Origin of the sequence: Micromonospora sp. NPDC000089 (assembly GCF_042899365.1) — a bacterium.
GTDB lineage: Bacteria > Actinomycetota > Actinomycetes > Mycobacteriales > Micromonosporaceae > Micromonospora.
In genome coordinates, this window is the sequence record NZ_JBIAZT010000004.1 from 195026 (window position 1) to 212413 (window position 17388).

Annotated in this window: 19 protein-coding genes; 13 read left to right on the forward strand and 6 right to left on the reverse strand. The window is 75.1% G+C overall.

Annotated features, from left to right (window positions below):
* Nucleotides 1–266: 266 nt before the first annotated feature.
* Together ACFY3U_RS10470 and ACFY3U_RS10475 are read left to right on the forward strand one after the other, a co-directional pair.
* Nucleotides 267–707 carry an SRPBCC family protein gene (locus tag ACFY3U_RS10470; protein ID WP_387198216.1) on the forward strand — a complete coding sequence of 147 codons (441 nt, stop codon included), beginning with the start codon at nt 267–269 and terminating at the stop codon, nt 705–707.
* 91 nt (nt 708–798) lie between these two features.
* Nucleotides 799–1566, forward strand: coding sequence for a polyprenol monophosphomannose synthase (locus ACFY3U_RS10475; protein ID WP_387198219.1), 768 nt, complete (start codon nt 799–801; stop codon nt 1564–1566).
* Between the two features lie 12 nt (nt 1567–1578).
* Here ACFY3U_RS10475 and ACFY3U_RS10480 read toward each other — a convergent pair whose 3' ends face one another.
* On the reverse strand, nt 1579–3180 hold the full coding sequence (locus ACFY3U_RS10480) for a phytoene desaturase family protein (RefSeq protein WP_387198845.1): 1602 nt from the start codon (nt 3178–3180) through the stop codon (nt 1579–1581).
* A 75-nt stretch (nt 3181–3255) separates the two neighbouring features.
* Here ACFY3U_RS10480 and ACFY3U_RS10485 point away from each other — a divergent pair, with 75 nt between their 5' ends.
* Nucleotides 3256–4689 (forward strand): aldehyde dehydrogenase family protein, encoded by a 1434-nt coding sequence (locus ACFY3U_RS10485; RefSeq protein ID WP_387198222.1) that lies wholly within the window; start codon nt 3256–3258, stop codon nt 4687–4689.
* A 75-nt stretch (nt 4690–4764) separates the two neighbouring features.
* Here ACFY3U_RS10485 and ACFY3U_RS10490 read toward each other — a convergent pair whose 3' ends face one another.
* Complete coding sequence (locus ACFY3U_RS10490; RefSeq protein WP_387198225.1) at nt 4765–5169, reverse strand: ChaB family protein; 405 nt, start codon at nt 5167–5169, stop codon at nt 4765–4767.
* Between the two features lie 148 nt (nt 5170–5317).
* Between ACFY3U_RS10490 and ACFY3U_RS10495 the strand changes: the two genes are divergently transcribed.
* From ACFY3U_RS10495 to ACFY3U_RS10510, 4 genes are all read left to right on the forward strand, one after another.
* A complete protein-coding gene (locus ACFY3U_RS10495) occupies nt 5318–6301 on the forward strand; it encodes a YihY/virulence factor BrkB family protein (RefSeq protein ID WP_387198228.1) in 984 nt (327 codons plus the stop codon).
* Nucleotides 6302–6354: 53 nt separating this feature from the next.
* Complete coding sequence (locus tag ACFY3U_RS10500; RefSeq protein ID WP_387198231.1) at nt 6355–6771, forward strand: DUF2795 domain-containing protein; 417 nt, start codon at nt 6355–6357, stop codon at nt 6769–6771.
* A 52-nt stretch (nt 6772–6823) separates the two neighbouring features.
* Complete coding sequence (locus tag ACFY3U_RS10505) at nt 6824–7285, forward strand: SRPBCC family protein (RefSeq protein ID WP_387198234.1); 462 nt, start codon at nt 6824–6826, stop codon at nt 7283–7285.
* A 108-nt stretch (nt 7286–7393) separates the two neighbouring features.
* A complete protein-coding gene (locus tag ACFY3U_RS10510) occupies nt 7394–7657 on the forward strand; it encodes a hypothetical protein (protein WP_387198237.1) in 264 nt (87 codons plus the stop codon).
* A gap of 69 nt (nt 7658–7726) precedes the next feature.
* Here the strand turns inward: ACFY3U_RS10510 and ACFY3U_RS10515 are convergent, their stop codons facing one another.
* Nucleotides 7727–8983 (reverse strand): MFS transporter, encoded by a 1257-nt coding sequence (locus ACFY3U_RS10515; protein WP_387198240.1) that lies wholly within the window; start codon nt 8981–8983, stop codon nt 7727–7729.
* Nucleotides 8984–9145: 162 nt separating this feature from the next.
* Between ACFY3U_RS10515 and ACFY3U_RS10520 the strand changes: the two genes are divergently transcribed.
* Together ACFY3U_RS10520 and ACFY3U_RS10525 are read left to right on the forward strand one after the other, a co-directional pair.
* Complete coding sequence (locus ACFY3U_RS10520) at nt 9146–9352, forward strand: hypothetical protein (RefSeq protein WP_387198243.1); 207 nt, start codon at nt 9146–9148, stop codon at nt 9350–9352.
* A gap of 335 nt (nt 9353–9687) precedes the next feature.
* The gene (locus ACFY3U_RS10525) at nt 9688–10056 is read left to right on the forward strand and encodes a DUF6401 family natural product biosynthesis protein (RefSeq protein WP_387198246.1); all 369 of its coding nucleotides are present in this window, start codon (nt 9688–9690) and stop codon (nt 10054–10056) included.
* Between the two features lie 91 nt (nt 10057–10147).
* On the opposite strand, the gene ACFY3U_RS10530 is transcribed toward ACFY3U_RS10525, so the two are convergent.
* Nucleotides 10148–11017 (reverse strand): hypothetical protein, encoded by an 870-nt coding sequence (locus ACFY3U_RS10530; protein ID WP_387198248.1) that lies wholly within the window; start codon nt 11015–11017, stop codon nt 10148–10150.
* A gap of 199 nt (nt 11018–11216) precedes the next feature.
* Between ACFY3U_RS10530 and ACFY3U_RS10535 the strand changes: the two genes are divergently transcribed.
* The 3 genes from ACFY3U_RS10535 to ACFY3U_RS10545 all read left to right on the forward strand — a co-directional run bounded on the left by ACFY3U_RS10535 (nt 11217) and on the right by ACFY3U_RS10545 (nt 15475).
* Nucleotides 11217–13343: a SpoIIE family protein phosphatase gene (locus ACFY3U_RS10535; RefSeq protein ID WP_387198251.1), complete on the forward strand. Its 2127-nt coding sequence runs from the start codon at nt 11217–11219 to the stop codon at nt 13341–13343.
* Nucleotides 13344–13395: 52 nt separating this feature from the next.
* Complete coding sequence (locus ACFY3U_RS10540) at nt 13396–14109, forward strand: HAD family hydrolase (RefSeq protein WP_387198254.1); 714 nt, start codon at nt 13396–13398, stop codon at nt 14107–14109.
* Between the two features lie 70 nt (nt 14110–14179).
* Nucleotides 14180–15475 carry a cation:proton antiporter gene (locus ACFY3U_RS10545; protein ID WP_387198257.1) on the forward strand — a complete coding sequence of 432 codons (1296 nt, stop codon included), beginning with the start codon at nt 14180–14182 and terminating at the stop codon, nt 15473–15475.
* A gap of 105 nt (nt 15476–15580) precedes the next feature.
* Here the strand turns inward: ACFY3U_RS10545 and ACFY3U_RS10550 are convergent, their stop codons facing one another.
* On the reverse strand, nt 15581–16525 hold the full coding sequence (locus ACFY3U_RS10550) for an NAD(P)/FAD-dependent oxidoreductase (protein ID WP_387198848.1): 945 nt from the start codon (nt 16523–16525) through the stop codon (nt 15581–15583).
* Between the two features lie 101 nt (nt 16526–16626).
* Between ACFY3U_RS10550 and ACFY3U_RS10555 the strand changes: the two genes are divergently transcribed.
* A complete protein-coding gene (locus tag ACFY3U_RS10555; RefSeq protein WP_387198260.1) occupies nt 16627–16845 on the forward strand; it encodes a DUF3072 domain-containing protein in 219 nt (72 codons plus the stop codon).
* A 2-nt stretch (nt 16846–16847) separates the two neighbouring features.
* On the opposite strand, the gene ACFY3U_RS10560 is transcribed toward ACFY3U_RS10555, so the two are convergent.
* Nucleotides 16848–17348, reverse strand: a complete 501-nt coding sequence (locus ACFY3U_RS10560; protein ID WP_387198263.1) for a metallophosphoesterase family protein — start codon at nt 17346–17348, stop codon at nt 16848–16850.
* Nucleotides 17349–17388 lie beyond the last annotated feature (40 nt).

The window sequence follows — 17388 nt, forward strand, 5'->3', positions numbered from 1 at the left end:
GGGGCGCGGCGGGCAGCAGCCCGGCCAGCTGCCGGTTCGACCCGGCCTGACCTGCGCTGATCCGGCTCCTGCTGGTCCCGTCGCACGGGCGGCGCGTTCCCGGGGCCCGGAGAGGTAAACATCATCTACCCGGCGGTACGGCGCATCGCCCGGCGGCCCGGCACGGGTCACCGCAGCCGCCTTACCCGTCGCCCCGGAGAAGCTAACGCGGGCCGGTTACCGAGCGGGCGCCCGGGTACAGAGTCGTGGTGGCGATTGTGGAAAGAGTGATCGATGCTCCCCCTGAGCAGGTCTTCACGGTGCTCGCGGACGGGTGGACGTACAGCGACTGGGTGGTCGGCACGGTGCACGTGCGGGACGTCGACGACGCCTGGCCCCGGGTGGGCGCGCAGCTGCACCACAAGGCGGGCCCCTGGCCGTTCTCGCTGCAGGACACCTCGACCGTGCTGGTCAGCGAGCCGCCCCGGAAGCTGGTGCTGAAGGCCGGGCTGTGGCCGGCCGGCGAGGCGACCGTGGTGTTCACGCTGGAACCGGTCGGCGACGGCGCCACCCGGGTGCGCATCGGCGAGGACTTCGCGGCCGGCCCGCTGCGCTGGGTCCGCAACAAGCTCAACGACCTGGTGCTGCACCAGCGCAACAAGGAGACGCTGCGCCGGCTGGCCGACATCGCCACCCGGCAGAAGGCGGACGAACGCGCGGAGGGCTGACCGAGCCGTCGGGGAACCTCGCCGGCAGGCGCGGTGCGGCCCTTGGCTACCCTCAGGGGAGACAGCTGTCCGCCGACCGAGGATGTACCTGATGATCGAACCCGTGGAGCTGCCGTCGCCGTGGCGGGACGCGCGCCTGACCGTCGTGGTCCCCACCTACAACGAGGCGGGCAACCTCCCGGTGCTGGTCGAACGGCTCCTCGCGCTGCCGCTGCCCGGCCTGAAGGTGCTGGTGGCCGACGACAACTCGCCGGACGGCACCGGCGAGGTGGCCGACAAGCTGGCCATCGAGCACCCCGACCGGGTCGAGGTCGCGCACCGCGCCGGCAAGGAGGGCCTGGGTCGGGCGTACGTCGACGGCATCGGTCGGGCGCTGGACGGCGGCGCGGACTACGTCGCGCAGATGGACGCCGACCTGTCGCACCCGCCGGAGGCGCTGCCCGGCATGCTCGGCGCCCTGCTCTCCACCCAGGCGGGCGTGGTGATCGGCTCCCGGTACGTGCCGGGCGGCCAGCTCGACGAGAACTGGCCGCTCTACCGCCGCGCGCTCAGCGGCTGGGCCAACCTCTACGTGCACACCCTGCTGCGGGTGCGGATCCGCGACCTGACCGCCGGGTTCAAGATCTGGCGGGCGGACGCGCTGCGCGACATCGGCCTGCAGCGGGTGCAGTCGAACGGCTACAGCTTCCAGGTGGAGATGCACTACCTGGCCACCAAGCTCGGCCACACCATCCTCGAGGTGCCGATCCGCTTCGAGGAGCGCCGCGACGGCGCCTCGAAGATGACCACGGCCACCAAGGTGGAGAGCGCGCTGATGCCGTTCAAGCTGCGCGCGAAGCACCGCAACCTCGACGCCTGAGTCACTCCCGCGTCAGCGGTAGACCGTGCGGTGCGCGGCCTCGATCGCCCCAGCGTAGAGGCCACCGGTGACCGCCCGGTCCCGGGCCAGCGCGGCGCGGGCGGCGTTCGCGCCGGGCGCGCCGTGCACCCCGCCGCCGGGATGGGCGGAGGAGCTGGCCAGGTAGAGCCGGTCCACCGGGGTGTCCGCCCGGCCCAGGCCGGGGATCGGGCGCAGGAACAGCTGCTGGTACGCCGCCGCCGTGCCGCCGCCCAACGCCCCACCGACCAGGCTCGGGTCGCCCTTCTCCAGGTCGGCGGGGGCGGCCACGTGCCGGCCCACGATCAGTGAGCGGAAGCCCGGGGCGGCCGCCTCCAGCACCTCCTCCATCCGGTCGACGTGCGCGGCCATCTCCTCGGCCCGCCAGTGCCGACGGAACGGCAGGTGGGTGTACGACCAGAGCGACTCGGTGCCCGCCGGCGAGTGCGTCGGGTCGGCCGTGGTCATCTGCCCGACCAGCAGGAACGGGTCGCGCGGCACCTCGCCCCGGGCCAGCTCGGCGGCGTACGTGGTGAGCCCGTTCAGGTCCGCGCCCAGGTGCACGGTGCCGGCGGTGGCCACCGACCGGTTGGTCCACGGCACCGGCCCGGACAGCGCCCAGTCGACCTTCAGCGTGGAGCCGTCCCACTTGAAGTGGGCCAGGTCCTCCACCAGCCGCGGTGGCAGCTGGGCGGCGCCGACCAGGTCGAGGTAGAGCGCCGGGGCGGGCACGTCGGCCAGTACCGCGCGGCGGGCCCGCCAGGCGGCGCCGCCGACGGTGCGTACCCCCATGGCCCGGCCGCGGGCGGTCAGCACCCGGTCCACCCGGGCGCCGTAGACGATCCGGCCGCCCCGGGCGACCAGCCGGTCGACCAGCGCGTCGGTGATCTTCTGCGCGCCGCCGACCGGCACCGGCCAGCCGACCTGCTGGCCGAGCATGACCAGCAGCCAGCCGTAGACGCCGGAGCCGGCCTCCTCGGGCGACAGGTCGGTGTGCAGCGCGCAGCCGGCCAGCAGCGCCGGGCCGCCCTCGCCGGCGAACAGCTCGTCGCCCAGCTTGCGGACCGGCACGACCAGCCGCCGGGCCAGCCGCAGCGCGCCGCCGACCCGCAGCCGGCGCAGCAGGCCGAGCCCGCCGCGCACCGGGGGGAAGGGCGCGGTGATCACGTCGAGCATCGGCTCGGACACCTGGCGCCAGTCGTCGTACGCGTGCCGCCAGCGCTCCCCGTCGCCGGGCGCGAACGCCTCCAGCGAGGCGGCCGTGCGGTCCAGGTCGCGATTGACCACCGCGGCCCGCCCGTCGGGCAGCAGGTGGGCCAACACGTCGGGGGCGTGCGTCCACTCCAGGCCGTACCGGCCCAGGTCGAGGTCGCGCAGCACCGGGGACGCGTACCCGAGGGGGTAGAAGGAGCTGTAGAGATCGCTGAGGTAACCGGGAGCGGTCACCTCGGCCGAGCGCACCGCCCCGCCGGGCGACTCGGTGGCCTCCAACACCAGCACGTCCCAGCCGGCGTCGGCCAGCAGGTTGGCGGCCACCAACCCGTTGTGCCCGGCACCCACCACCACGGCGTCGGCGGTCTCCGTACCCGATGTGATCACCCGATCCGGCTACCCGGCGCGCAACCGGGCGAAACGCGTTTGTCCCCGCCGGACCGGGGCATCCACCGCCGCATGTACAGGGTCGAACAACTCATCGGCGGGGTGTGGGGAGCGGGTGGCGCGGGCGGCGAGCTGACCGTGCACGACCCGGCGGACGGCACGCCGGTCAGCACCGTGCCGGTGGCCACGGCGGACGAGGTGGCCAAGGCGGTCGAGGCGGCCCGCGCGGTGGCCGCCGAGTGGGCGGCGACGGCGGCGGCGGAGCGGGCCGCGGCCCTGCACCGGGCCGCCGACGCGCTGGCCGGCGCGGCGGACGAGCTGGCCGCCGCGGTCACCGCGGAGATGGGCAAGCCGCTGGGCGACGCCCGGGGCGGGGTCGAGGCGGGCGTCGGCACGCTGCGCCAGTACGCCGAGCTGGGCCCGCTGCGCGGCGGCCGGACGCTGCACGGCGGTGCCGACGCGATCGACTTCATGGCGCCCGAGCCGCGCGGCGTGGTCGCCGCGATCACCCCGTGGAACGACCCGGTGGCGGTCTCCTGCGGCCTGCTCGGCGCGGCCCTGGTCACCGGCAACGTGGTGCTGTACAAGCCCAGCGAGCGCACCCCGGCGACCGGCTGGCTGCTGGCGAAGCTGCTCGACGAGGCCCTGCCGGCCGGGGTGCTCTCGCTGCTCACCGGCGGCGGCGAGGTGGGCGCCGCGCTGGCCGGCCAGGCGGTGGACGTGGTGGCCCACGTGGGCTCCACCGCCACCGGCCGGGCGATCGCCGCGGCCTGCGCCCGGACGGGCGCGAAGGCGCTGCTGGAGAACGGCGGCAGCGACCCGCTGATCGTGGACGCCGGGGTCGACCCGGTCTGGGCGGCCGGCCAGGCGGCGCTCGGCGCGTTCGCCAACGCGGGCCAGATCTGCGTGGCGGTGGAACGGATCTACGTGCACCGGGACGTGGCCGAGGACTTCGTCGACGCGCTGGTCGAGCGGGCCGGCGCGCTGCGGGTCGGGCCCGGCCGCGACCCGGAGACCGCGCTCGGCCCGCTGGTCGACCGGCGGCACCGCGACCACGTGCACGGCCAGGTGACCGCGGCGGTGGCCGAGGGGGCGACGCTGCGGGCCGGCGGCACGGTGCCGGACGGGCCGGGCGCGTTCTACCCGGCGACGGTGGTCACCGGCTGCCGGCACGAGATGGCGCTGGTCCGCGAGGAGACCTTCGGGCCGGTGGCGCCCGTGGTGGTGGTGGACTCGTTCAGCGAGGCGCTGCGCTGCGCCGCCGACTCGCCGTACGGGCTGGCCGGCACGGTGTTGACCGGGTCGATGAGCCACGCCCAGCGGGCCTGGCGCGAGCTGCCGGTGGGCACGGTCAAGGTCAACGCGGTCTTCGGCGGCGCACCGGGCGGTGCCGCGCAGCCGCGCCGCGGCAGCGGCCAGGGCTTCGGGTACGGCCCGGAGCTGCTGGACGAGTTCAGCACGGTCAAGACCGTCCACCTCGAGGCCCCCGGCGGCGGCCACTGGTGACGTCGGCGTACCGGAGCCCGGGACCGCACCGGTCCCGGGCTCCGTGCGTCCCCGGCTATCTGACGGGCCGGCGGGTCAGCGACCGCCGCGCGCCTTGCGGGTGGCGTTGGTGTTGGCCTTCTCGATGGCCTTGACCAGCTCCGGCTTGGTCATCCGGGACCGGCCCGGCACGTCGAGCTTCTTCGCCACCTGCATCAGGTGCTCCTTCGGGGCGTTCGCGTCCACTCCCCCGGCGGTGGGCGCCCGCCTGGCCGGCCCGCCGCCCGCGGCCTGCCGGTCGCTGGGCCCCCGGCGTCCCTTGGGCTCCCAGTGGTCGCCGACCTTCTCGAACTCGTGCTTGACCGCGGCGAACGCCACCCGGTGCGCCCGCTGCCCCTCGCCGTACGTCTGCACCGCCGAGTCGTGCGTCTCCGCCCAGGTGCGCTGCGCCTTCTCCGGGGATCGTCGCAGCGTGCTGGGCAGTACCTCGCGCCCGGGCATCCCGTTCCTCCTCCGCCTCGACCTGCTCTGGCTCGCCGCTTCCCCGCGCTCCCCGGGCGGCAAACACCGGGCGGGTTTGTCGATTTCCGGGTCCGGGTACCGCCGGGTCCAGGCGAGGCCGGGGACCCGGCGGCCGGGGGGAGCGGGCATGACGGCGACGACGGAGCCCTCGGCGGTGACCGGCGGCCGGCGGGGGCTGCGGCTGCCCCGGCGGATGCGCCAGCTGAGCTGGTCGACCTGGCGCGGGGTGGTGTGGCGCAGCGCGAAGGGCTTCGTGGACGACAACTGCTCGGACTGGGCCGCCGCGCTGACCTATTACGGGGTGCTGGCCGTCTTCCCGTCCACGGTCGTGGTGGTGGCCCTGGTCGGCCTGGTCTCCGAGGGCGACCGGACGGTGGACACCGTGCTCGACCTGGCGCGCGAGATCGGCGCCGGCTCGGTGGTCGGCAACGAGGGCTTCGTCTCGGTGGTCCGCACCGTGCTGGATCAGCGCAGCGGCACGAAGGTCCTGCTCAGTTTCGGTCTGCTCGGCGCGCTCTGGTCCGCCTCCGGGTTCATCGGCGCGTTCACCCGGGCGTCCAACGCGATCTACGGGGTGCAGGAGGGCCGACCGTTCTACCGGCTGCGGCCGCTGCAGATCGGGATGGCGGGCCTGACCCTGGTGCTGCTCGCCGTGGTGGCCGTCGGGCTGATCGTCAGCGGTCCGGTCGCCGACGCGGTGGGCGGCCTGGTGGGAGCCGGCGGGCTGGCCCTCACGCTGTGGAAGATCGCGAAGTGGCCGGTGCTGGCGATGGTGATGATGGCCCTGCTGTCGCTGCTGTTCTGGATCGCCCCGAACGTCCGGCAGCCGCGGTTCCGCTGGCTCACCCCCGGCGGCGCGGTGGCGTTGCTGGCCTGGGTGCTCGCCTCGTTCGGCTTCGGGCTTTACGTGGCGAACTTCGGCTCGTACGACGTCACGTACGGCAGCCTGGGCGCGGTGATCGCCTTCCTGGTCTGGCTCTACCTGTCCAACTGCGCGCTGATGTTCGGCGTGGAGATCAACGCCGAGCTGCAGCGCGGCCGGGCCATCCAGGGCGGGGCGGACGACCCGGGCGATCCGGTGCTGCCGCCGAAGGCCGCCGCCGATTCGTGACCGGGTGCCGGGTTCGGCGTTTCCGCCCGGGCGCTTCGGGTAGCACACACGGCATGGAACGTGGCAGCAGCAAGCACGGACCGAGGATCGACGACCAGATGAGCCAGGAGGTCAGCGGCCTCGTGCAGGGGCCGGGGACCGGTGGCTCGCGGGTCGAGGAGTTCCGCGAGGCGGAGCCGGCCGGCGAGGACCAGCCGGGGGCGACCACCGCCCCGGCGGGCGACCTGCGCACCGGCACGCCGCAGGGGATGAGCTCGGAGGACGTGGAGCGACGCAGCCAGCTCGGGCGGTTCATCACCATGGCGGCGCTGCCGGGCGATCGGGAGGCGTTACTGGCCAACGCCCGGTCGAACGAGGCGCCCGACGCGGTGATCGCCGAGCTGGAGCGGCTGCCCGACGGTACGCGGTACCAGACGGTTTCCGAGGTGTGGGCCGCACTCGGGCACAGGAACGAGACGACGCGCTGGTGAGGCGGATCGGCCCACGATCCGGACGACCCCCAGCGGCACAGGAGGAGCTTTCGTGAGCGGAGTTGTCGAGCACGTGGATGTCGCCGTCCCGATCCGGACGGCGTACGACCAGTGGACCCAGTTCGAGGAGTTCCCGCACTTCATGGACGGGGTGCAGGAGGTCCGGCAGCTGTCGGACACGATGACCCACTGGACGGTGGAGATCGCCGGGGTGAAGCGGGAGTTCGACGCGGAGATCACCGAGCAGCTCCCCGACGAGCGGGTGGCCTGGAAGTCGACCGGCGGCACCCAGCAGGCCGGCGTGGTGACCTTCCACCGGCTGGACGAGGGACACACCCGGGTGACCCTGCAGATGGACTTCGAGCCGCACGGTGTGGTCGAGTCGGCCGCCGACAAGCTGGGCGTGGTCGACCGTCGGGCCAAGGGCGACCTGGAGCGTTTCAAGCAGTTCATCGAGCGGCGCGGTCAGGAGACCGGCGCGTGGCGCGGCGCGGTCGACCGCCCGCAGCCCTGACCCCTCCCCCGCACACGTCCCGATGGCCGCCGGCACCCGCCGGCGGCCATCGCCGTACGGCGGCACCGGCGGCCGTTTGCGATCACCGCCGTCGGGTACCGCGTGGGGATGACGGACAACGACGATCACGTGTGGCGGGACGAGCAGAAGACCCCGCTGGAGGAGTTGGACAAGGCGATCGCCCGGTCCCCCATCGACGGGCAGGCCGACGACGTCACCGGCAACGACGCGGGCGAGGAGGCCGCCTTCGGCCACGGGCCCGAGGCGGTGGACCGGGGCGCCGGGCCGGCGGCGGAGCGGCGGGAGCTGACCGACGCGGAGCGGGCGTACCGGCCCTCGACGACCGGACGGACCGGCCCGGACAGCATGTGACCCCGCCCCGGACCGCCACGGCGCGAGCATCCCGGTCGTCCCGGGGTGCTCGCGCCGCCAGCGGGACGGTCAGCCCACCGGACGGACCGCGCTCGACCGGGCGGACAGGGCGTGCAGGCCCAGCAGCGCCAGCGTCAGCACGGTGAGCGCCGGGCCGAGCAGCTCGGCCGAGGTGGCGCCGATCAGCACGCCGAGCCCGGCCGGCAGCAATCCGCCCAGCCCGGCGGCGCCGATCTGGACGCCGATGGTCCGGTCGGCGTGGGCCGCGCCGACCCGGTCGGCGGTGGTCAGGGTCAGCAGCGGAAAGACCGGCGCGGCGGCGAAGCCGATCAGGAACAGCCCGGCCACCGCCACCCAGGCGGGCGCGGGCAGGGCCACCAGCGCCGCGCCGAGCACCATTCCGACCAGGCTGCCGCGCAGCACCCGCCCGGCGCCCAGCCGCTCGGCGACGATCCCCTGCACGACCCGCCCGACAAAGAGGCTGGCCCAGTAGCCGGAGACACACACACCGGCGACCGCCACGGAGAGCCCGCGCTCCTCGGTCAGCAGCAGGAACGCGAAGAGCCCGGCGGACACCTCGACGGCCACGTAGACGGCGAAGGCGAGCGCCCCCGTCCAGACCGCCGGCAGGCGCAGCGTCTCCCGTACCGGCATCCGGTCCCGAGGCGCCGCCTCCCGGTCACCCGCGCCGGCACCCGGCCCACCCGCGGCCGGGCCATCGCCGCCCGGGGCGACGGCAGCCGCCGGTACGGTCGTCGGGGCGGGTCGGTCGCGCCAGGCCCGGATGGTCAGCGCGAACGCCGTGGCGAGGGCCAGTTGGGCGGCCGCCGCGGCGCCGTACCCCCACCGCCAGCTCAACCCGGCGCCCAGCACCGCGGTCATCACCAGCGGACCGATCGCCACACCGAGGCCGAAGAACGCGTGCATCCAGTTCATGTGCCGGGGGCCGAAGGCGCCGGCCGCGTACGCGTTGAGGCCGGAGTCGATCGCCCCGGAGCCGAGGCCGAGCGCCAGCGCGCAGCACAGCAGGACGGTCAGCGCGGGCGCGACGGCGTACCCGGTGAGCGCCAGGCTGACCAGCAGGGTGCTGGCGGCGAGCAGTCGGCCGACGCCGAGCCGGGCCAAGGTGAACCCGGCCAGCACGCTGGAGGTCAGGTAGCCGGCGGTGCCGGCTGTCAGCACCAGGCCGACCGCGCCGGTGGGCACGTCGAAGTCGGCGCGTACGGACGGCCAGCCGACGCCGAGCAGGCCGTCGGGCAGGCCGAGGCTGACGAAGGCGAGATAGGCGAGCAGGAGCAGGGAGGCGCGCGGCGGGGTGGTCGGCACGGGTGCCCATCCTGCCGCATCGGTTGAGAACACCTGATGCGGCCGGCGACCTCAGCCGAACCGGCGGACTTCTACGGCCGAATGGTCAAGAATCCGGACAGGCCATGCAGTTTCCGCCGTTCGGCCGACGGCAACCAGGGTCAGTCGCGCAAGACTTTCGGAATGCAACAGGGCTCCGGAATCTTCACTCCTCGTCAGCGCCGGCTGGCCTGGCTCGGCTTCCTGCTCGCCGCGCTCCAGGCCCCGGTCTCCGCGAAGTTCACCTCCGACGACTCCTGGCTGTTCAGCCTCTGTGTCGCGCTGATGGTGGCGACACTGATCATCGTCGACGACGCGGGGCGGCGTCGCCCCGCCTCCTCCACGGACTGACGTCAGCGCGAGGGACGGGCCTCCTGCCCGTCCCTCCCCCGGGTCCGCCGCCGCTCTTCAGCCGGTCTCCAGCGCCTCGCTGAGCTTGCCCAGCGCGGCCACCGTCTCGTCGGTCACCCCGGCCGGTCGGCGGTGCTGCTGGTCGGGGCCGTCCACGTGCTGTCCCATCCGTCCCTCCACGGTGCCGGTCGCGCCCGTACGCGCGCGGTTCTCCTTCTGCCCGCCGCTGGGCGGGTCAATCCCCACGGAGGAGGGCCGACCGGCCGGAGGAGGGGACGGACACGGCCCGCGCGGAGGAGGTGGCCGGCGGCGTCGGCTGACTAGCCTCGGTCACCATGCGTGTCCCGTACTCCCAGGTCGGGGCCCGGACCGCCGCGAGCGCCGCGCGGTCCGCGCTGGCCCTGCTCACCGCCACCGTCGGCGCCCCCGGGCTGGCCGCCGCCCGGGTCCGTCCCGGCCTGCTCGCGCTGGTCGACCAGCACGCCGCCGCCGTGCGCGACAGCCTGGCCGGCGACCGTCGCCCGCTGACCCCCGCCGCGCTCGCCGGGTACGCCGAGGGGCTGCGCGCCGCGGCCGGCGAGCACGGCCTGCTGCCGTCCGCCGACCCGGCCGACTGGCAGCAGCCGGACTGGCTGCTCACCCGGCTGCTGGCGGTCTGCGCGCTGGCCCGCACCCTCGACCCACGGCACCTCGAACCGGCCTGACCGCCCGCGGCCGAGCCCGGACGTGACCGGACGTGACCGGAGGGAGCCCGCGCCGCGCGCGGACCCCCTCCGGGTGATGGAACCCCTCCGCTCAGCCGTTCGGGCGGCCGAACTGCTGGGTCTCGTCGCCGGCGGACTGGTACGTCCCCCGGCCCCCGGACATCGCCCGGGACTCCTCGGCCCGGGCCATGGTCTGGGTGCGGTCGCCGCCCCGATCGGCCATCTGCCGGTTCATGTCGCCCTGGCCGGCGGCCCGGGCCCGACGGTGCTCCTGGATCGCCCGCGACTCCTCGGCCGCGCGGTCCAGCCAGCCGTCCCAACGGCTCTGCATCGGCTTCACCAGACCACCGCCGACACCGACGATCAGGATGCCGGCCACCGTGGCGAGCACCGCGATCAGGACCGGCGTGGTGACGGTGGTGGCGATGCCCACCTGGTTCAGCGCGGCGATCACGCCGAGCGCCAGGATGAAGACCGCCGTCAGGTCGGCCAGCACCTTGCCGTACGACAGGCCACCGAGGGCCCCGGTGATCAGGTCCCGCACCGCGTTGGCGATGGCGGCGGCGACGACCACGATGACGATCGCCACGAACGCCCGCGGCAGCCACCCCACGACGCCCCGGATCAGGTCGCTGATCGCGTTGGGGCCCCACACCCCGAACGCGAACTGCAGCGTGAACAGCAGCACGGCGTAGTACGCCAGTTTCGCCAGGATGTCACTGGCGTCGTACTTGGTGCGTTCCAGCGCGCGCTTGATCCCGCCCCGTTCGACCCATCTGTCGAAGCCCACCCGTTCCAGCGCCGCGTCGACGATCTTGAGGACCGCTCGGGCGATCAGCCAACCCACCACGAGGATGGCGATGAACGCGATGGCCCGCGGAATGAAGAGCAGCACCGACCTCCACGCATCAGTCACTGCGGCACCGATGTCGGCCTGCCCGGCCGCGAGGGTTCTAGGCATGACGTCCCTCCTGTCCTATGGATTGCGCCGGCCGCTTACCCCCTCCCCCCGGTGGCACGCCGCGACGACCGCCCCCAATTTTCCGACATCGCCCACCAACGGCCCCTGACCTGCCCCGATGTCCCCACTGATCGGCGGCCAGCGGCGACCGGCGGCATGATCGGAACGGCCGCTACCCGCCGCCGGATAGGCTGCGGGCATGCCAGGCACGGTCGGGCGAGTGCCCACTCCACCCGAGGCCACCCCCGGACCGCGACCGGTTCCGCAGGGAGCGGCCGAGGTGCTCGCGCACCCCTGGGCGGCCACCGCGCTGGGCGACCCCCGGCGCTGGGACCCGGCGGTCCGCGCCCTGGTGGACGCCGTCCTCGCCTCGCCCGTGCCGATGGCGCTCTACTACGGCGACGACCTGGTGATGCTCTACAACCAGGGGTACGCCGAGCTGATCGGCGACCGGCACCCGGCGGCCCTGGGCCGGCCGGCCCCGCAGGTGTACGACGACCTGTGGCACCAGCCCGGCGTCGGCGACGTGATCGAGCGCGCCTACCGGGAGGGCGAGTCGTTCCTGCAGCGCGAGTCGGTGCTGCCGGTGGACCGGCACCTGGCCGGCACCGGCGACCAGCCCGTGTTCACCCGCGGGCACTCCCCGCTGCGGGACAGCACCGGCCGGATCGTCGGCGTGCTGACCATCGCCGCGCAGACCACCCAGGTCACCCAGCAGTTGCAGAGCCTCAGCGACTTCGCCGCCGCGCTCTCCGGCACGCTCACCCTCGACGACGTGGCCCGGGTGACCCTGCGCTACGCGCTGCACTCGTTCGACGCCGACCGGGTGGCGCTGACGGTCGACGACGGGCCGACCTGGCGGACGGTCCGGCGGGTCCGCGGCGAGCTGCTCGACGAGGCCGACGAGCGGCTGCCGCCGCTGTGGCGGCCGGCCGCGGCGGACTCGGCGGCCCCGCTGGTGAAGACGGCCCGCAGCGGGGTGCCCTACTTCACCGGCGACGGCCAGCCGCTGCGCGACAGCGCGGTGGACCGGCACGACGAGAAGATCCGCGCGCTGGCCACCCTGCCGTTGCGCTCGGCGGTCATCCGGGGCGGGCTGGCCGTCGGTTACCAGAGCCCGCACGGCTGGTCGGCGGCGGAGCGGGCGCTGCTGGCCGCCTCGGCGGAGCTGGTCGGGCAGGCGGCCGAGCGGGCCCGCCGGTTCGAGACCCAGCACGGCACCGCCCAGCTGCTGCAGCGCAGCATGCTGCCGGAGCAGCTGCCGGCGCTGCCCCGGCTGCGGATCGCCGCGCGCTACGACCCCGGCGTGGACGGCAACGCCGCCGGCGGCGACTTCTACGATGCGTTCCTGCTGCCCACCGGGGGGCTGGGCGTGGTGCTCGGCGACGTGGCGGGGCACGACGTGCAGGCCGCGGCCCGGATGGGGCAGGTCCGCGCGGCGCTGCGGGCGCTGGCGCTCGCCGACCCGCACCCGGACGCGGTGCTCGCCGGGCTGGACCGGCTGGTGGCCAGCCTCGGCACCGAGACCGGCACCCAGGAGCTCTTCGTGACCGTGGTCTTCGGCGTGGTGGACGCCGACCGGGGGCAGCTCACCCTGGCCAGCGCCGGGCACCCGCCGCCGCTGATCCGCCGGGGCACCACCGACGGCGAGGTCACCGCGGGGTACGTGGACGTGCCGCCGAGCGCCCCGCTCGGGCTGGGCTGCCGGCCGCGCACCACCACCGTGCCGTTCCGCCCGGGCGACACCCTGCTGATGTTCAGCGACGGGGTGGTCGAGCGGCGGCGGCAGAGCCTCTCCGCGGGGCTGGACGGGCTGGCGGACGCCGTCGCCGCGGCGGCCAGCGGCGACCCGCGGGCACTCTGCGCGGTGGCCACCGCCGCCGTCGCCGGCGCCACCGAGGACGACGTGGCGGTGCTGGCGGTGGAGCACGCCCTGCGGCCGAGCCGGTCGGCGAGCATGGAAATGCCGGCCGAGCCGACCGCGCCCAGCCGGGTACGCCACTGGATGACCGCGCAGCTCACCGAGTGGCGGGTGCCGGAGGCGGTGATCGGCGCGGCGGTGCTGTGCACCAGCGAGCTGACCACCAACGCGCTGCTGCACGCCGGCACCGCCGCCCGGGTGGTGATCGACCTGAGCCCCGAGCGGCTGCTCGTCTCGGTCGCCGACTCGGGCACCCGGGGGGCGGTGACCCGCGCCCAGACCGACACGCTGAGCAGCCGGGGCCGCGGGCTGGGCCTGATCGAGCAGCTCAGCGACGCCTGGGGCACCGACCCGACCGTACGCGGCTCGACCGTCTGGTTCGAGATCCTCGTCCCCTCCGACTGAGGTCGCCGGGCCGGGGCGCGTCATTCCGGTCCGGAGCGGGTAGGAGGGCGGCATGAGGAGAGAACCGCCCACCGGGGTCCTGTTCGACGTCGACGGCACGCTGGTCGACACCACCTATCTGCACACCGTGAGCTGGTGGGAGGCGCTGCGTCAGGCCGGTCACCCGGTGCCGATGGCGCGGGTCCACCGGTCCATCGGCATGGGGTCGGACAAGCTGCTGGACCACCTGCTCGGCGACGAGCGGGACCGGGACGCCGACGAGCAGCTGCGGGCCGCCCACGACGGCTTCTTCGGCGAGTACTGGGAGCGGTTGATCCCGCTGCCCGGGGCCGCTGACCTGCTGCGCGCCTGCGCCGACCGGGGCCTGACGGTGGTGCTCGCCACCTCGGCCTCGGAGCGCGAGCTGACCGCGTTGCGGGCGGCGCTGGACGCGGACGACGTGATCGACACCGTCACCTCCTCGGCCGACGCGAAGCGGAGCAAGCCGTCGCCGGACATCCTGGTGGCCGCCCTGGAGCAGTCCGGCCTGGACGCCGAACGGGTGGTGTTCGTCGGCGACTCCGTCTGGGACGTCGCCGCGGCCGGCCGCCTGGGCATCCCCTGCACGGGCCTGACCTGCGGCGGGACCAGCGGGGCCGAGCTGCTGGACGCCGGCGCGGTGGCCGTCTACGACGAGCCGGCCGACCTGCTGGCCGCGCTCGCCGACTCCCCGCTCGCGGGCGCGGGACCAAGCTCACCCCGGAACAGGGCGGGGATCGAGGCTTAGCCGACCGGATCACGGGGCACAGTCCCCCCGCTCGCCCGCGCCGCGCGGCCGAGGTGCGGAAGGTGGTGCCGTGGAGCCGGTCGACGTCGCGTTCGCGCTGGTGGGTGTGGGAGCCCTGCTGGCCGGAATCCTGCCCCGGGTGCTGGATCGCCGCCCGCTGTCCATGCCGATCGCGTTCCTCGGCCTCGGCATGCTGATCTTCCTGCTGCCGACCGGCCTGCCCACGCCGGACCCGCTGGCCTACCCCGAGGTGACCACCCACCTGACCGAGATAGGGGTGATCGTCGCGCTGATGGGCGCCGGGCTGAAGATCGACCGGCCGCTCAGCTGGCGCCGCTGGTCGTCCACCTGGCGGCTGCTGGCGATCGCCATGCCGCTGTGCATCGCGGCGGTCACGCTGCTCGGCTGGTGGTGGGCCGGCCTGGTGCCGGCGGCCGCGCTGCTGCTGGGCGCGGCGCTCGCCCCGACCGACCCGGTGCTGGCCGCAGACGTCCAGGTGGGCGAGCCGACCGACGCGGAGGACTCCGAGGACGAGGTGCGCTTCGCGCTCACCTCCGAGGCCGGCCTGAACGACGGGCTCGCCTTCCCGTTCGTCTACGCCGCCATCGCCATCGCCAGCACCAGCCTCGCCCCGGCGGACTGGTTCGCCGACTGGTTCACCGTCGACGTGCTCTACAAGCTCGCCGCCGGGGTCGGCGGCGGACTGCTGGTCGGCTGGCTGCTCGGCAAGCTGTTCTTCCGCGCGCCGAGCGAGCTGCGGCTGGCCCGGCACGCCGAGGGCTTCCTGGCCCTGGCCGCCACCTTCCTGACCTACGGGCTGGTCGAGGTAGTCGGCGGGTACGGCTTCCTGGGCGTGTTCGTCGCCGCCCGGGCGATCCGGGCCGCCGAGCGGACCCACGAGTTCCACAGCGTGCTGCACGACTTCGCCGAGCAGATCGAGCGGCTGCTCACCGTACTGCTGCTGCTGCTGTTCGGCGGCGCGGTGATCGGCGGCCTGCTGGCCCCGCTGACCTGGCAGGCGGCGGGTGTCGGGCTGGCCCTGGTGTTCGTCGTCCGGCCGCTGTTCGGCTGGCTGTCGCTGCGCGGCGCGCCCGGCCGGCCGGCGGAGCACTGGGTGATCTCACTGTTCGGCATCCGCGGCGTCGGCTCGCTCTACTACCTGGCGTACGCCACCACGAAGGTCGACTTCCCACAGGCCGACCTGGTGTGGGCCACGGTGGGGCTGGTGGTGATCGTCTCGGTGGTGGTGCACGGGGTCGCGGCCACCCCGGTGATGCAGCTGCTGGACCGGGCCGGCGAGCGCACCGAGGACGAGTCGGAGCGGCGGGGCGAGCGGCAGCGGGCCGCCGCCGGCGCCACCGGCTGAGCTGGGCTCTCCCGCCGGGTCGGCGCCGGCTGAGCGGTCCCGGGCTGCCCGCCCGGGACCGGCGCGCTCCGGCGGATCGCGGGCGGGCCGGGACCGGCGGCGGGGTCAGCCGGCCCGTAGCTGGTCGGCCAGGGCCCGGCCGAGGTCCCGGCCGGACCGCCAGGCGCTCTGCACCCGCGGCTTGCCGAAGGCGTCGCCGGCCAGCCCGACCCGGTCGGCGTCGAGGTGGTACGTCCGGTCGTCGTGCGCAGGCGCCGGCTTGGCGTACGTCCAGCGGTGCACGTGCGTCAGCTCGGCCGGCTCGGGCAGCGCGAGCAGGTCGCGGACGGCCTGCTCGACCGCGGGGCCGGCCGCGCTCGGCTGGGCCAGGTGGCCGGCGGCGAACTCCGGTGTGGTGTGCGCGACCAGCACCGGCGCGCCGTCGCCGCGCCGGTCGCCGTCGTCGCAGACCAGCGCCAGCACCGGATGGTCGTTGACGAAGGCGCCGCGAAAGTGCGGCCAGCGGCGGGTCGGGAACCGCAGCACCACCGCCAGGGACGACGACCAGCGCTGTGCCAGCGCGGCCCGGGTGGCCGCGGCCAGCGCCGGGTCGAGCAGCAGCGCCGCCTGCGGGCCGGGCATGCACAACGCCACCGCCGCGCACGGCTCGCCGTCCACCACCGGGCCGGGCTCCACCGACATCACCAGCCGGTCGACGGTCACCGGCAGGTCGCGGGCCAGCTCCTCGACCAGCGAGCGCAGCCCGCGCGGGGCCGCCCAGCGGGTCGGCCCGGGCACCTCGCGCCGGCCGTCGTTTCCGTACGCCACGAAGGTGTCGGTCCACTCCCGGATCAGGCCGGCGGCGCGCCAGCGGTCGACCACCGCCAGGAAGTCGGGGTCGTCGGCGGTCAGGTACGCCGCCCCGGTGTCGGCGGGCCGGCCGTCGAACCGGCGGCTGGCCATCCGGCCACCGGGCACCCGGCCGCGCTCCCGTACCCGCACCGGCACACCCGCCCGGACCAGCTCGCCGGCGCACGCCATTCCGGCGATGCCGGCTCCCACCACCGTCACACCCGTGTCCACCCGATGATCCTAGGCGGCGCTGCCCGCTCAGGCATGAAGGACCGACCGCGGGGGTAGTGATACACCTGTTCGAGGAGAGGATGACCGTCATGAGCGACCGCAACCGCCAGCAGCAGCCCGACCCGCAGGGTGCCATCAAGGATCCGGACGAGTGGGTCACCGGCGAGGAGCCGCCGACCGCCGCGCAGGAGTCCTACCTGCACACGCTGGCCCGGGAAGCCGGCGAGGAGGTGCCGGGCGACCTCACCAAGGCCGAGGCGTCCCGGCGGATCGACGAGCTGCAGGAGGAGACCGGCCGGGGCCGGTGACGTCAGCGCGGGGGCAGGCGGTGCAGCTCGACGGCGTCGAGCCGCCCCGCCGCCACCCGGGCGGTCATCCAGGTCGCGTACGGCTGGGCCCGGCGGTCGGTGGGCGAGCCGGGATTCAGCAGCCGCAGCCCGTTCGGGGCGACGGTGTCCCACGGGATGTGCGAGTGACCGAAGACGAGCAGGTCGGCGTTGGGGAAGCGGGCGGCGCAGCGTTCCTCCCGCCGGGTCTTCGGGCCGGTCTCGTGCACCACCGCCACCCGCAGCCCGGCCAGCTCGCCCCGGGCCACCTCGGGCAGCCGGGCGCGTAGGTCCGGGCCGTCGTTGTTGCCGTACACCCCGACCAGCCGGCGGGACCGGGCCTCGACCGCGTCCAGCAGGGCGGCGTCCACCCAGTCCCCGGCGTGCAGCACCACGTCGGCGGCCTCGATCGCCGCCCAGACCGGCGCCGGCAGGTCGCGGGCCCGCTTCGGCACGTGCGTGTCGGCGATCAGGGTCAGGCGCATCCGGCCATCCTGCCCCACCGGGGCCGGCCGACGCGCCGCC

Excerpts from the sequence above, each read along its gene's own strand:
- ACFY3U_RS10495 (WP_387198228.1), top strand. The coding sequence starts at position 5,318 with ATGACGGCGACGACGGAGCCCTCGGCGGTGACCGGCGGCCGGCGGGGG.
- ACFY3U_RS10535 (WP_387198251.1), top strand. The coding sequence starts at position 11,217 with ATGCCAGGCACGGTCGGGCGAGTGCCCACTCCACCCGAGGCCACCCCC.
- ACFY3U_RS10520 (WP_387198243.1), top strand. The coding sequence starts at position 9,146 with ATGCAACAGGGCTCCGGAATCTTCACTCCTCGTCAGCGCCGGCTGGCC.
- ACFY3U_RS10510 (WP_387198237.1), top strand. The coding sequence starts at position 7,394 with ATGACGGACAACGACGATCACGTGTGGCGGGACGAGCAGAAGACCCCG.
- ACFY3U_RS10555 (WP_387198260.1), top strand. The coding sequence starts at position 16,627 with ATGAGCGACCGCAACCGCCAGCAGCAGCCCGACCCGCAGGGTGCCATC.
- ACFY3U_RS10540 (WP_387198254.1), top strand. The coding sequence starts at position 13,396 with ATGAGGAGAGAACCGCCCACCGGGGTCCTGTTCGACGTCGACGGCACG.
- ACFY3U_RS10560 (WP_387198263.1), bottom strand. The coding sequence starts at position 17,348 with ATGCGCCTGACCCTGATCGCCGACACGCACGTGCCGAAGCGGGCCCGC.
- ACFY3U_RS10485 (WP_387198222.1), top strand. The coding sequence starts at position 3,256 with ATGTACAGGGTCGAACAACTCATCGGCGGGGTGTGGGGAGCGGGTGGC.
- ACFY3U_RS10530 (WP_387198248.1), bottom strand. The coding sequence starts at position 11,017 with ATGCCTAGAACCCTCGCGGCCGGGCAGGCCGACATCGGTGCCGCAGTG.
- ACFY3U_RS10525 (WP_387198246.1), top strand. The coding sequence starts at position 9,688 with ATGCGTGTCCCGTACTCCCAGGTCGGGGCCCGGACCGCCGCGAGCGCC.
- ACFY3U_RS10500 (WP_387198231.1), top strand. The coding sequence starts at position 6,355 with ATGGAACGTGGCAGCAGCAAGCACGGACCGAGGATCGACGACCAGATG.
- ACFY3U_RS10475 (WP_387198219.1), top strand. The coding sequence starts at position 799 with ATGATCGAACCCGTGGAGCTGCCGTCGCCGTGGCGGGACGCGCGCCTG.
- ACFY3U_RS10490 (WP_387198225.1), bottom strand. The coding sequence starts at position 5,169 with ATGCCCGGGCGCGAGGTACTGCCCAGCACGCTGCGACGATCCCCGGAG.